The organism is Candidatus Nitrosopumilus sp. bin_7KS (assembly GCF_054095835.1).
Genome location: NZ_JBSWSO010000006.1, coordinates 220,374 through 234,239 on the forward strand (window position 1 = coordinate 220,374; position 13,866 = coordinate 234,239).

Sequence of the window (13,866 nt, forward strand, 5' to 3'; positions counted from 1 at the left end):
ATAATTCCCCAGTCCTATTAAAAAAATCAATACGCTTAAAATTCATAATTATTTGAGAAAAGTTATGGAAGGTGCAGAAATTGCCAAGCGTGACCATCAGAGAAATAAATCTGAAATTGTAAAACTAGTCAAAGAAATGTTTGATCTAAACAAATGGGGAGATGAAGAATACAGAGAAAAACTACAAGAATTAGTTACAAAAGATGATGAATTAGTTCAAGAAGTCATTAGGAAAATAAAGTTAGAAAAAGGCATAGAGTAAAACCTACAATTATTCCAATAACCTTAAGTTCACAAATAATTCAAAAAAGTTGTGAAGGAGATTTTTGTATATTGCAAAACATGCAAGAAAAAAGTCAAAGCTGTAATTTTGACAAAACATGACAAAGAATATGATGAATCAACTAGTAGTTACAAGCGATATGGTATGGTCAGAATATTACAACACACCATTGGATTTAGAAAAAACTGTGAAGATACATCTCAAATAAAAGCAATTGTAGAATCAGATTCTAAAGACAACAATGGCGTAATGAACTAGATAAGAAAATATTCCATTCCAGTGTAATTCAAAGTGTTATTTACCTCAAAAATTAAAGTCATGTGCTGATGATTATTACAACGGGTTCTATCTGATTTCCTCAAATTTGATGAATATTGCCGAATAATGAAGCTATTTCTTGTATATTGAGATAAGATAATTCTCAAACAATTACGCATGATTTTTTTGATCGGACGTTTAGAAATTTAACCTAAAAGTAATTATTTTTGATTCTGGTTTTTTAACAAAAACATAGACGTAAGAGATTCATTGAGTCAGAGACATCTCGCGGTGTTAGCTGGAAGAGCCCAATGCTCACATAAACTAGTTAATACATTTCAGAGTCTCCATAGTAAAGGAGACTGACTTTTTTTCAGTGATGAAAATAAAAAATCATCTAGTTCAAACAGTATTTTAAGACCAAACAAGACAGTATATCAAATTGACAGAAATTCAACTAGCCGGATCAGGTGGATGGATTAATGCAGATCTTACTGATGAACAAGTAACAAAATCAAAACTTGTTCCAAATATAGACAAGCATTTTTTGGCATCACTTGAAAAATTAGATACTGTAAAAATGTCAAAACACTTTTGCAAACAATGCAATTCAGAGTTTGATGGACCAACTCAAATACAAATTGAGGAGCAACCAAACGAAGCAGTTGCAGATGGATTAACTTTGATAGAAAGAGGACAATACACATGTCACAAGTGTAACTCTATTATCGGAGAATACAGAGTATTTCAGAAAACTGAATAATTCAAACTAAATTATTCTGAACTTTATTATTTTCATCCCCAGCCTAAATAATGCGTATTAATTAAATACGGCAATTTTGTACTCTCATCATGTCAAATCAAAAATGTGTATCATGTGGAATTGGTTTCTTCTCCCCAACAGGAGCAGAGAAATGTTCCAAATGTGCAGGTAAAGAATCAGAAGGTCATGGTGGACATGACTCTTGTGGTTGTGGACACAGCCATTAATTCTTTTTTTCTATAACATGGATATATCAGATAAGGAATAACCAGACTCATGGCAAAAACACCTCAAGAAATGAAAGATTTGGTTGAAAATTTCATCAAAGTTACTAAAATCAATTATGAAGATCAAACTAAAAAAATCAAAGAGAAGAGTCAGATCATAGATTGGCAGTTTCATGTAGGTAGTAATGTCATCGTCAGCAAAAATGCAAACCGTGAAGACAGAGTTCACATCAATGTGAATATGAGATTCCCATCCCAAGATTCAAAATTACTAGTAATGAAAAATCCATCATTTTCTAAAGCAATCATGGAAATTAGTGAGATTTGTACAACATGTGGCGTAGGTCATCAATGGATTAAAGATGGAGAGGATATTGCAGGATTAGCAATATTTTCCCATGTAGATGAGCAGTCATTAGATAGAATCTCATTTCACAATGCATGGGATAATGTAGCAAGAGTGTCAGGACATGTACAAAAAATCCTTCGCTCAAATTTAAGTGGATTTTCAGCTCAAAACAACACTACTGATGCAACAATTGACAAATCAATGTATGGATAAGAAGACTGAAATGAACATACACTAGTAAAATGGAGCAAAAATGAAATGATTTCCTTTGAACACAGAGTATTAAGCGAATATAGAATTAAAATAGCAAAAATCGAAACACTTGCAAAATCCATTTTATCCCACAAAGAGCCTAAAAGTGATGAAGCTAAAGGAGCATCAGAATTTCTAGATGTTCTAATTAACGAGACAGATAAATTTTATGAAAACAATAGCACTGTACTTTCAAACAACGGTAAAAGACCACATGTACGCTCTCGTCTTGCAGAAACTAAAGAATGGAATGAGAATGTTGAGAAATATTATGAGAAAAATCCTAGACGAAGACCAAGAAAATAGATTAAACCTGTTGAGATAATTTTTGAATATGAGTAAGGTCGTTTTCAGCTGCCAAGTTTAATGCTTTTTGCATTTCCTGTTTGTATGCTTCAACGTTATCCTCATCATTTTTGAGAATTTTACTTTCTTGCAATACAGGTAAGTCTTTGAAATTTTTGTATTGATCATGCGTCATTATACAAGTGTATGAATTTGGATCATCCTTGAATGAATATTGAATTCTAAACGGCATCGTGGTGTGTGTCTCCTCCAATATCGTTTCAACCAAAGTATTTACGTCGACTGGTTTGAAAAGTATTTTGTTAGGCTGCAAAGCATCTACCCCATCACTCATTGACGGAGAAGCCCCCCCGGTAACAATTAGTACGATACTTTTTGGATCTATTTTTCGGAGTTCTTTTAATGCATACAATCCATCATATTTTGGCATCATCAAATCAAGTAAAACAGCATCAGGGTGTAGTTTGTTGTATAGTTCAACACATTCTAATCCATTGTAGCCTTTGCCAACTACATTAATTCCATATATTTCTAAAAGTTCAGACATTGAATATACAATATCTTCATTATCATCAATTACAATTACAGATGTCATTTTGATCCCATGCCCATCCTTAATTTTGATCGATTATAAAATTAACAGGTGTCTGTTTGATAAAGAAATAACACAATAATAATAATAAATCAAGTACAAGTATTTAAAATCATATTTTCATATTTTTTACGAAAATATGAATTTCGTTTAAACATTCAATATTTTTTGACATATCAAAAGCGAGATTGGAAGAACTGAAGAGTCTCTCCCAATCTCATGAAGATTGGAGAGAATCCATTCTTCATAATTGCGTTTTGATTACCCGATTTGATAATCGCGATTTTTGGAATCACGCAACAATTAACCAGCATAGTGATGTAAAAACTAGATGATTTTTTTAAAATAATAAAATGTGCACATTCATAGATACTTTACAGAGCAATTCAATGTTCTAGTGATTTTTGTAAAGTAAAGTTTATTGGAGTAAAACAAATCACAGTGAATAATTGGTTTGCACGCCAAGATATTCTATAGGGCTTCGGCTCAGTAGAATATCCCTAGGAAGGGACTAGTTTTCTTCCTAGGACATTACATTCTATCAGGAGATTGAATTCCCAAAAGATCCAGAGCCTTTTCTAAAACAATTTTGAATGAATTTACCAAACATAGACGAGAATTTTCCAATTCCACATTCCCTAATTCAAGAACTTTGGATTTTTCATAAAATGAATTGAATGAAACTGCTAAATCATAACAGTACCTTGCAATAACTTTTGGAGATAGATTGTTTGCAGCATCTCTAACCTGGAGATTGAATAGACCAATATTTTTAATCAAGTCTAACTCTGATTTTTCATTCAATAAAGTAAAATCAACATCGATAGTTGGAATGCGACCAGATTTCTCCAAAATTCTTGATGCTCTTGCATGAGTATATTGGATGTATGGTGATGTATCACCCTCCAAGCTAAGAGACTTTGTTAAATCAAATGTTATTATTTTATCCAAATCCTGTTTTATCATCTCATATCGAATCGTACCAACAGATACAGAGTGAGCAATTTTTTCAATTTCAGAATCATCCATCTCAGAATGTCTTCTTTTTGTTTCTTCTTTTGTTTTCTCTTTTAGAATATCATAAACTGAATCCGCTGAAACATACAGTCCTTTTCTACCAGACATTTGAGCTTGTTTGCCATCAGTTTCAAGTCCTAAAGTTTTTGCAGTATCAGAACTCAAAGTTACCGATTCATATCCCAGATGATTATAGGCATCAGGGACAGACTTGAATTTACCCATCAGACCAGTGATAATTTTTTGTAATCTAGCCTGACGTGAATCAATTACGGTAACAACTTTCTCTGCAGTGAAATTTTTAGAGATTTTATCAGTATTCTTCAGAGTTGTTTGCCACAATACTCTAGAGTTTGGTTGCTCTTTTTCATATTTTTCATAGTTGAATGGATCCTCAAGTAGTCCAAGCTTCCAGGCAGCATATGGAATGTCTTTTGCAATGTATGTTGCAGTTCCATTACTACGAACTATTACCTTATCTTCTTCTTTACCATCTCCACGAATAACCCAGCATCCATTATTCTTGCCTTCATTTTCAAATTCAACTAGTTTCATCTCTTTGAGTTTTTCAAATACTTTATCCCATAACCCTGAACGAATTATCTGAGATTCAAAGTTTAGACAATCATAAGTTACGCCAAAATTCCAACAAGTTTCTAGTTGTCCTGCCAAAACTCGTCGAGTTATCTTATCTCCAAACTTTGCTGTTTCAGAATCTCCATCTTCTAATTCTTTAAGAACATTCTTTCGAATCTCCTCTAAACTAGAATCTTGTTCATATTTTTCAGTAGTTTTGACATAAACATCATCTCCACAATAATGATCAAACTTTTTTCCATTAGGTGGTTCTTGGGTATATCCAAAATGTTTGAATCCAACTATGATGTCAGCTACCTGTAATCCAGAATCATCAATATAGTTTAGTACATTTACTTTGTAGCCTGCTTTCTTTAAAATTCGAGATACTGTATCACCGATTATTATATTTCTGATATGTCCAATGTGAAGTGCCTTGTTAGGATTAACACTAGTATGCTCAACTACTACACTAGAGCCATTACCAATTTCAACATCACCACATGTGTCAAGGTACGATTCAGATAAAATCAACTGATTTAGTTTATCCCAATTTGCAAAAAAGTTAAGATATCCAGATGGATGAGCCTCAGATTTTAGAACAAGCATACTAGTACAATCAGAATATTTTGAAGAAAGAAGTTCAGCAATTTCTTTAGGACTTTTCTTCAGTTGTTTTGCAAGTAAAAATGAAACATTAGAACTTACATCTCCAAATCCAGGTTTTGCAGGCTCTACAGAAAACGTCACATTAGAAATAGATAGGTCAAATAATATTTTGTTTAGATTATTTTCAATTTCATCAAGAATTGATTTGAAAGTCATTTCTATATCTCAGATAATATAGGTGCTAATTTATCTAATGCCTCAAGAACTCCATCTCCCGCATGGGCCGACATCACCATAGTTGCCTCAGATTTTACATGATCGGATGCATTACCTAATGCAATACTTGTTTTAGATACTCGGAATAGTGGAATATCAGTTGCACTATCCCCAATTGCAATCACATCATCAGTAGAAATAGACAATTTTTCCATGATTTTAGTAAATCCAGTTCCCTTGTCAATTCCCGGAGAATTAATGTGGTATGCATATTGACTATCAGATAATTCAACTGAAATATTTTTTTCTTTTAGTAATTTTCTTGCCAATTCTAAATCAAATGTTCTCTCCAAAACAACTTCAGTCATTCTTGGAAAAACATGTTTTTCTTGTACATCTTCAATATTATTTTTAATTATTTCAAATGCTTTTTTACACTCATCCATATTTCCAAGCAAAATATGTTCATCAGAATCGGTTGTAATACATCCACCGTTCTCACCTACTGCAATTTTTGTAGTTCCACCAAAAACAGATAAAAGATATCCTTCAACTGAAGACCTTCCAGTTACAAAAATTACATTATGCCCCATGTTAGTTAATCGGCGTAATGCTTCAAGAGCATCAAGATGAATTCTACCCCCACCATTTTCAGTAATAGTTCCATCAATATCTACTGCAAATGTTCTCTTTTTCATAAGAATCGTTTTTTGAACCGAATAATATTTGCTACTAAGTGCAAGTTATACGGTTTTATTTGAAAAGAAAGTGAAAAGGAGTGAACAGTAATGGGAATTCCTGAAAAAATCAAATCCATTCAAGATGAAATGGCAAAAACTCAGATTAACAAGGCTACTGAGAAACACATAGGTTTACTCAAAGCAAAAATTGCAAAGCTCAAAAGAGAGCAAGAAGAGGAGGTTGTCAAAAAATCTGGAAAGAAAGAAGATGGATTTGATGTAAGGCGAAGTGGGGATGCAACTGTTGTTTTTATCGGATTGCCAAGTGTGGGGAAATCAACCCTGTTAAACAAAATGACTAGTGCAAATTCAACCATAGGAGCTTTTCAGTTTACAACACTAACTGTAGTTCCAGGGATGATGGAATATAGAGGTGCAAATATCCAAGTATTAGATCTTCCAGGAATCATCAAAGGGGCATCTTCAGGTAAAGGATTAGGGAAGAGAATTCTTTCAGTTGCAAGAACTGCAGATCTTGTTTTACTAGTGTTAGATGTTTTTCAACCATTCCATGAGGATGTATTAGTAAATGAATTAGGAAATATAGGAATTAGATTAAATCAATTGCCACCAAACATTACAATTGAAAAAGCATCAATGGGCGGAATTGCAGTTGCTCAACAAGTAAAGCTTACAAAAATTTCAGTAGATCATCTCAAAGATATTTTACACCTTTATGGTTTAGTTAGTGCGCGTGTTGTAGTTAGAGAAGACGTGACATCAGAGCAATTAGCTGATCATATTGCAGGAAACATTAGTTATTCTAAAGCATTAACCATTCTAAATAAAATTGATCTAGTTGATGATGCATTTCTAAAAGATTTGAAAACAAAAATCAAATCAGATGTAATAGAAGTATCTGCAAACTCCGATACCAACATCGAGTTGCTTAAAGAAAAAATATATGAAAAATTAAAGTTCATTAGAATTTACTTGAAACCAAAAGGAGGCGAAGCAGATTTCGTAGACCCACTTATTGCAAGAGAAGGAGATACTGTAGAAGATATTTGTAATAAACTACATCGAAGATTAAAACGAGAATTCAGATATGGATTGATTTGGGGAAAGAGTGTAAAGTTTGGAGGACAGCGTGTAGGATTGTCGCACATAATGCTTGATGAAGATGTGTTAACTATCATCAAAAGACGTGGTGTATAATCAAAAATAGATCTAAAAAAGTTGCAAGATAAATTTTTGTAAGTTAATTAAAAATGAATTACAAAAAAATGATTTTAAAAAAATAATCAATATTGCGACCAAAATACATGACAAATGAAAAAAAATAGAAGAATAATTGTTCTTGAGGCCAAAAAAATTGTGTGAAAAAGAAAAAAATAGAAATTTTACGATCAAAATAAAAAAAATACAAATAAAATTACTTGACAATTTGTAATCAAATTGTGTAAATTTCTTTAGTTTAACCACTGAAAAACGATGAAATTGCGGAATTCTGTATGGCTACAAAAAGAAAAGCTGCAACTAAACGTAGATCAACTAAAAAATCTACAGCAGCAGCTCCAAAACGAAAAGCTACTAGAAAAACTGCAGCAAAGAAAGCAGCTCCAAAGAGAAAAGCAGCACCAAAACGCAGAGCCGCTCCAAAGAGAAAAGCAGCTCCAAAGAGAAAGGCAGCACCAAAACGCAGAGCCGCTCCAAAGAGAAAAGCAGCAGCAAAGAAAGCAGCTCCAAAGAGAAAAACTGCAGCAAAGAAAGCAGCTCCAAAGAGAAAGGCAGCACCAAAACGCAGAGCCGCTCCAAAGAGAAAAGCAGCAGCAAAAAGACGATAATCTAATCGACAAATTAACAATCGTCTTAATGACGACGAATTGTTTTCATTTTTCAGATTTTAAAATAGTGTTAACTATAGAACAATCAATTTTAAAAAAAGATTTACAGTTTGTTAATTTTTTACAACATTACACAACATGTATACAAAAGGTAAAGAAAAATGAAAATACTAAAAGGGAAAAATATTTTAAATAAAGTTAACAGAAATTAAAAAAGAGATTATTATAATTTATAATTCTAAAATGAAATTATTAAAATAATTCCTTTAAATTAAAAATTAAATTTCTCAGTAAAGATAACTCATCAATTTAATTTGTTCTTCAGTAGAAATTACATTTTTGTCAGTTAATATTTCTAGTAAATCTTTGAAGAGTGCTTTCTGTTCAGCAGACATTCCACCAGATGGACCTTTTTCTCCGGGTGCACCTGGAGGACCTCTTGGACCTGCTGGACCTACTGGACCTTGTCCCCCTACAGGACCTTGTTCACCAATAGAACCTATTGGACCAGTTGGACCACGTTCACCTTGAGGTCCTTGAATTCCTTGTGGACCTTGTGGACCTTTTTCTCCAATAGGACCAGTTGTTCCACGTTCACCTTGTGAACCTTGTGGACCTTGTGGACCTTTGTCACCAGTTGCACCTAGAGGGCCAGTTTGACCTTTTTCTCCAATAGGACCAATGGAACCTTTGTCACCTTTTTCACCTTGTGGACCAGGAACTCCAGTTAATCCTTTAGAACCTGCAGGACCTTGTGGACCTTGTGGACCTTTTTCTCCAATAGGACCTTCAACACCTTTGTTTCCCTTTTCTCCCAGTGGACCTGGTGGTCCGACAGGGCCTTTATCTCCAAGTGGTCCGACAGGGCCAGTTAATCCTTTATCTCCATGTGGACCAGGTGGACCTATTGGACCTTTGTCACCAAGTGGTCCGGCAGGACCTTTTTCTCCAATAGGACCAGGACCACCTTGAATTCCTTTTTCTCCTTGTACACCAGATAATCCAGTTGGACCTTTTTCTCCCGGTGGTCCGGTTGGACCAGTTAATCCTTTATCTCCAGATGATCCTTGCGGACCGTCATCTCCTTTGTCACCAGGTACACCACGTAATCCAGTTGCTCCTTTGTCACCAATTAATCCAGTAGGACCTTTTTCTCCTTTGTCACCAAGTGGTCCTTTTAATCCTGAAGGACCTTTGTCACCAAGTGGTCCAGTTGATCCTTTTTCTCCTTTGTCACCAGGAGGACCAACAATTCCTTTATCTCCTTTATCTCCTTTATCTCCAGTAATTCCTTTATCTCCAGTTAATCCTCTATCGCCAGAAATTCCTTTATCTCCTTGAGGACCTTTGTCACCAGTTGCTCCTTTGTCACCAGGTTGACCTTTAGGACCTTCAGGACCTTTAATGCCCATTGGTCCTTGTTGTCCAGGTGGACCGATTGGACCTTTGTTACCAGGAGGACCAGGTGGACCATCAGGACCTTTGTTACCAGGTTGACCTGCAGTTCCAACAACATTTGTGTTTGTAGAACGAGTAGGTTTTTGATTATCAGTATTTGTTTTTGTTTGAGATTTTGTTTCGGATTTTATTTCAGGTTGTGTGGATGATCTAGATAACGGAACTTCAAACACAGTATGTAATGAAGAAAATAAATCAGTGACAACAATCCAAACTCGATTAAGATTAGCAATAGATGATGGAAGTGGATTTGCAGGAGAACCTAAAGTTTCAGAAAAGAATCCATCTTTTACTCTAAGATGGAAATTGCCTCGCCATAAAGTTGAAAATTGTTTTGAACGAATATCGTCATCTGAGGGCCTACTATCAGTAATTGCAATTTGAGCTTCATAGACACCAGATTGTTTGAATGGTGCCTGTCCTTGAATCTCTAAACGTGGCTGAGATGACACAAACGTTTGTTAATATTTCAAGTATTTCTGTATTTAGATCGCAAAGTTCTATCTGAAATCGAGTACGAACAAGATTAGGCGCAATTAAGGTTGGTATTTATCTAGATAAAATGCCTATTTGAGCTGTGAAGAAACCTTTTGGAAGAAAATCAAAGGACAAAGAGGAAACAAAAGTCGAGAAGACCATCCCGCAAGAAAGAAGTTTAGTAGATGTTGATTATAATTTAAAAAGACTATACAAAAAAGGCATCAATTTGATGGCTGATGAAAAGCTAGAAGACGCCATTGAGATGTTTGAGCAAGCATTACGAATTGACCCAAAAAATGTTGAAGTATTGATGAAACTAGGATATGCCAGATTCCACCTAGAAGAATTCTCAGATGCTTTGAAAGTATATGACAAAGTTTTAGAAATTGATGTTACAAATCCAGAAGCTTGGAATCTCAAAGGGCTAGTGCACTATGAACAGAAAAAATATGCTCAAGCTCTAGATGCAGCACAGAAAGCAATAGAGTCAGATACAACATATGGAATGGCATGGTACAACAAAGCATGTTTCTTATCATTACTAAATCAAGTTCCAGAATCACTTGAAGCTTTGAAGCGCTCCATAGAAATTGATGTTAAAAATGCAAGAAGATCAATTAGAGATAGAGATTTTACAAATGTCAAAATTGAAGAAGGATTTAAAAGAATTGAAGAAGTTGTAGTTTTAGAATCAATTAGACAGGGATATCATACAATAGGTGCAATCGTATGGACAACATTTCTAGATAAAGTGGATGCAGAAACTGCTTTGAGAAAATTATTAGAGAAAGGGTTAATTGTTCAAAATGAAAAACGTGATGGTCTAAGTAAAATCCCAATATATGATCTTGCAGATAACATTGCAGAAAAACTAGGCAAAGAAAAGAAAGGATTATTCGGAATTACAAAGAAAACATTACCACGACCAGTTAAAAATTTGAAAGAACTTAGTCAAGCTATTCAATCAGTTAGAGAAGCAATAGAAGAAGAAGATGTTGATAAAACAATTGAACTGTTTGATGAATTCATCGACCCAACAAAATCAGGTGAACAAATGATTGAGACGTTCTTTGATGAACATAGAGAAATTAGATTATGGAAAATTAGACTAAAAGATAGAGGAGTAGATTATCTAATTGACAACAAAGACAAAATGGTAGATCTCTTTGATAACATTGAAGGAACTGTAACGAAAAAACTTAGAGAACAGATTTCTTAATTATTCTGCAGATAAATCCCAGTAATTAGCATCTGCTTGTTTTTCAGTTGGTTTTTGAAGATTTTTCCATTCTTTAAAAGAACGAACGTATAGTTTTGTATTTGACAATCCAGTAGATTTCAACGCATAGTATGCCAAACCTGAAAGTGTGCCAACACTACCACAATAAGTGATAATTTCAGAATCCCCTGTAACTCCACGATTATCCAATAATCGTTTCATATCATCTTTTGAGCGTAAAATTTTATCATTTGAGGCCAAAGTACGATAAGGTAAACTGATAGCACCCGGAATATGCTGTTCAAGAAAGTTCAGTCTTTCCCTATTATCGATTAAAATCACATCATCTCGAGTTTTTGCAGTTTCCAAATAATTTGAAGTTGCCAAAATATCAGGTTTTAATTTCATAGAGTGTTCCTTTGATTGAATTTCAGGAATGGCAGAATCATTTTCCAATCCAAGAGATTTCCAATGACTATATGTTGATTCTAACAGAGTTACATCTGAATGCCCAAGGTATTCCAAGGTCCATGCAACTCTTGATGCCAATGCACCAAAAGTATCATCATAAACTACAACAGAAGTTTCATCGTCAATCCCCATAGAATTCACTAATTTTAAAACACGTTCAGGGCTATCATCAGACAATAAATTTGCAAGAGGTAAATTTACAGCAGTTGGAATATGATCTTGTTTGTAATCGGCTTCTCGTCTAACATCAATTACTCTAACACTTTTGTCGCGAATCTCTGAACGCAAAGAGTCCACATCAGTTGTAATTTTAACAGTGTCTGTCAAGCAGCACATTCACCCTTGCCGGTTTTTGTGTGATAGCTAGAGTCACTTCCATAATCCAAGTAAAAGTCAGGATCCTCATCAATTGTTGGCGGAATAATTAGAGGTTCCAGAATTTTTTTAATATCAACGATGGATTTAATTTCAGAATCTTCAGTTCCATTTACAACTCTATGAATCCAAGACTTTAAAGTATCATCAGATTTTTTATTTGCTTTGAAAATTTCAATTATCTTTAAAATTACAGGTATCACTCGTTTTGCAGGAACACGAAGTAGAGTTTGTCCCAACATTGTATCTCCATCAGAACGACCACCAACAGACATTTGGTAATTTGCATACATGTCTTTTCCAACACGTCCACCACCACCAAAGAATCCCAAAGTTGCAATTCCATGTTGTCCACATGAATTAGGGCATCCACTAATCTTAATTGAAGAATCACTAAGGTCCTCATCTTCATCCAGTTTTAGTTCTAGGAATTTTCTCTGGATTTCTTTTGCTAATCTATGAGAATTAGTTAATGCGAGATTACATGATGTGGTTCCAGAGCAACCAATAGGTGCAGTCATGGTTAAAGCACCAGATTTTGCCAATCCAGTCTCAAGTAATTTAGAATACAGGCGAGGTAAATCATCCTCATGTACATATCGTAGAGCAATATTTTGTGTAAATCCACATCTTCCCTTACCTTCAGATGAAAAATTACGAATGATATCAGCCAATCCATTTAGTTGACTTGAAGTAATGTCTCCTGCTTCAAGTGTAAGAAATACGGATACATATCCTTCTTGGGTTTGCTTTACAGTATTGGTTTTAAGCCATCTGGCATATCCATCAGGAGTTGTGTCACCACCATTCTCATCAGAGATTCGAATTGGTCTTTTGATAACATCAGGAGTATGATCAACTTCTAATTGAGTTACAACTGACTGCGTAGCTCGAACTACAGCTCTTTCTTTTAATACAAGGTTTTGGAATTTATCCCAACCCATATCATTTACCAAATATCTCATTCTGTTTCGAGCAAGATTTTTTCTATCAGCCATTCTATCAAATATTCTCACAACAGCAATTGATGTGTAAAGTAAATCTTCTTCAGGAGTAAACTCTTCTAATTGATGTCCAACAAAAGATCTATTTCCTAAACCACCACCAAGGAAAATTTTGAATCCTTTTTGAGTAGTTCCATCAATTTCTCTAATCTGTGGAATCAATCCCACATCAACCATTCTTACCATTCCATGTTTCTCGCAACAGGTAAAATTGAATTTAAATTTACGAGGAAGATTTTGAGCCATAGGATTTCTCAAAAAGAATCGTGCAGTTGCAAGTGCATATGGAGTTGCATCAAATTCTTCATCAGGACAAACACCAGATAAAGGACTACACATCACATTTCTTACAGAGTTTCCACATGCTTCTCTGGATGTCAAACCAACTTCGGCCAGACCTCTGAATATTTCAGAGACATCTTCAAGAATTACCCAGTGTAGTTGGATATTTTCTCTAGTGGAAAAATGTGCACTTCCTATAGAGTATTGTTCACTTAGTTGAGAGATTTTTTCAATTTGATCAGGATAAACCTCTCCAGCTGGGAGTTTGATTCGAACCATGGCATAGTCACTAGTCATTCTAGTTCCATATGCTCCATGTTGTAATCTATATCGTCTAAAACTAGCTTCGTCGTATTTCCCTTGACGGAATAACTTTACAGTATTTGCAAAATCATCAGCCTCCTCAATTCTAGCCCAGTTTATTTTGGATTTTACAGAATCGGGCAGAGATTGTTTAAGATCTGATATGGTCAATACAAAGGAATTTCTTTTAGTTTGGATATAAATTTTTGAAATTTGGAGGTTTTAGGAGAGATACTTTCCTCAAAGTACAAAATTTTCCTATATCTATGAAGAGTAGAATTTTAGAAATAATTAGTATT

Annotated in this window: 15 protein-coding genes; 9 read left to right on the forward strand and 6 right to left on the reverse strand. The window is 34.4% G+C overall.

Features of this window, described 5'->3' with window-relative positions; genetic code table 11:
• Nucleotides 1–64: 64 nt before the first annotated feature.
• From ACW9W4_RS07660 to ACW9W4_RS07685, 6 genes are all read left to right on the forward strand, one after another.
• Nucleotides 65–262, forward strand: a complete 198-nt coding sequence (locus tag ACW9W4_RS07660; RefSeq protein WP_457761872.1) for a hypothetical protein — start codon at nucleotides 65–67, stop codon at nucleotides 260–262.
• Between the two features lie 51 nt (nucleotides 263–313).
• Entirely contained in the window at nucleotides 314–541 is a 228-nt protein-coding gene (locus ACW9W4_RS07665) for a hypothetical protein (RefSeq protein ID WP_457761873.1), read from the forward strand.
• Nucleotides 542–983: 442 nt separating this feature from the next.
• On the forward strand, nucleotides 984–1,304 hold the full coding sequence (locus tag ACW9W4_RS07670; protein WP_457761874.1) for a hypothetical protein: 321 nt from the start codon (nucleotides 984–986) through the stop codon (nucleotides 1,302–1,304).
• An 89-nt stretch (nucleotides 1,305–1,393) separates the two neighbouring features.
• Nucleotides 1,394–1,531: a hypothetical protein gene (locus ACW9W4_RS07675; RefSeq protein WP_179362055.1), complete on the forward strand. Its 138-nt coding sequence runs from the start codon at nucleotides 1,394–1,396 to the stop codon at nucleotides 1,529–1,531.
• Nucleotides 1,532–1,580: 49 nt separating this feature from the next.
• Nucleotides 1,581–2,093, forward strand: a complete 513-nt coding sequence (locus ACW9W4_RS07680) for a hypothetical protein (RefSeq protein WP_457761875.1) — start codon at nucleotides 1,581–1,583, stop codon at nucleotides 2,091–2,093.
• A gap of 45 nt (nucleotides 2,094–2,138) precedes the next feature.
• Nucleotides 2,139–2,438, forward strand: coding sequence for a hypothetical protein (locus ACW9W4_RS07685; RefSeq protein ID WP_457761876.1), 300 nt, complete (start codon nucleotides 2,139–2,141; stop codon nucleotides 2,436–2,438).
• Nucleotide 2,439: 1 nt separating this feature from the next.
• On the opposite strand, the gene ACW9W4_RS07690 is transcribed toward ACW9W4_RS07685, so the two are convergent.
• The 3 genes from ACW9W4_RS07690 to ACW9W4_RS07700 form a co-directional block, all read right to left on the reverse strand.
• Nucleotides 2,440–3,033 (reverse strand): response regulator, encoded by a 594-nt coding sequence (locus tag ACW9W4_RS07690; protein WP_457761877.1) that lies wholly within the window; start codon nucleotides 3,031–3,033, stop codon nucleotides 2,440–2,442.
• 528 nt (nucleotides 3,034–3,561) lie between these two features.
• A complete protein-coding gene (locus ACW9W4_RS07695) occupies nucleotides 3,562–5,448 on the reverse strand; it encodes an arginine--tRNA ligase (RefSeq protein WP_457761878.1) in 1,887 nt (628 codons plus the stop codon).
• 2 nt (nucleotides 5,449–5,450) lie between these two features.
• Entirely contained in the window at nucleotides 5,451–6,146 is a 696-nt protein-coding gene (locus ACW9W4_RS07700; RefSeq protein WP_457761879.1) for a phosphoglycolate phosphatase, read from the reverse strand.
• 90 nt (nucleotides 6,147–6,236) lie between these two features.
• Here ACW9W4_RS07700 and ACW9W4_RS07705 point away from each other — a divergent pair, with 90 nt between their 5' ends.
• Both ACW9W4_RS07705 and ACW9W4_RS07710 read left to right on the forward strand, forming a co-directional pair.
• On the forward strand, nucleotides 6,237–7,346 hold the full coding sequence (locus ACW9W4_RS07705) for an OBG GTPase family GTP-binding protein (protein ID WP_457761880.1): 1,110 nt from the start codon (nucleotides 6,237–6,239) through the stop codon (nucleotides 7,344–7,346).
• A 296-nt stretch (nucleotides 7,347–7,642) separates the two neighbouring features.
• Nucleotides 7,643–7,975 carry a hypothetical protein gene (locus tag ACW9W4_RS07710; RefSeq protein WP_457761881.1) on the forward strand — a complete coding sequence of 111 codons (333 nt, stop codon included), beginning with the start codon at nucleotides 7,643–7,645 and terminating at the stop codon, nucleotides 7,973–7,975.
• Between the two features lie 287 nt (nucleotides 7,976–8,262).
• On the opposite strand, the gene ACW9W4_RS07715 is transcribed toward ACW9W4_RS07710, so the two are convergent.
• The gene (locus ACW9W4_RS07715; RefSeq protein WP_457761882.1) at nucleotides 8,263–9,885 is read right to left on the reverse strand and encodes a collagen-like protein; all 1,623 of its coding nucleotides are present in this window, start codon (nucleotides 9,883–9,885) and stop codon (nucleotides 8,263–8,265) included.
• A gap of 125 nt (nucleotides 9,886–10,010) precedes the next feature.
• Here ACW9W4_RS07715 and ACW9W4_RS07720 point away from each other — a divergent pair, with 125 nt between their 5' ends.
• Complete coding sequence (locus ACW9W4_RS07720; RefSeq protein WP_457761883.1) at nucleotides 10,011–11,132, forward strand: tetratricopeptide repeat protein; 1,122 nt, start codon at nucleotides 10,011–10,013, stop codon at nucleotides 11,130–11,132.
• On the opposite strand, the gene ACW9W4_RS07725 is transcribed toward ACW9W4_RS07720, so the two are convergent.
• Entirely contained in the window at nucleotides 11,133–11,930 is a 798-nt protein-coding gene (locus ACW9W4_RS07725) for a sulfurtransferase (RefSeq protein ID WP_457761884.1), read from the reverse strand.
• Nucleotides 11,927–13,738 (reverse strand): nitrite/sulfite reductase, encoded by a 1,812-nt coding sequence (locus ACW9W4_RS07730; protein ID WP_457761885.1) that lies wholly within the window; start codon nucleotides 13,736–13,738, stop codon nucleotides 11,927–11,929. Before ACW9W4_RS07730 ends, ACW9W4_RS07725 begins: the two co-directional genes overlap by 4 nt.
• Nucleotides 13,739–13,866: the final 128 nt, after the last annotated feature.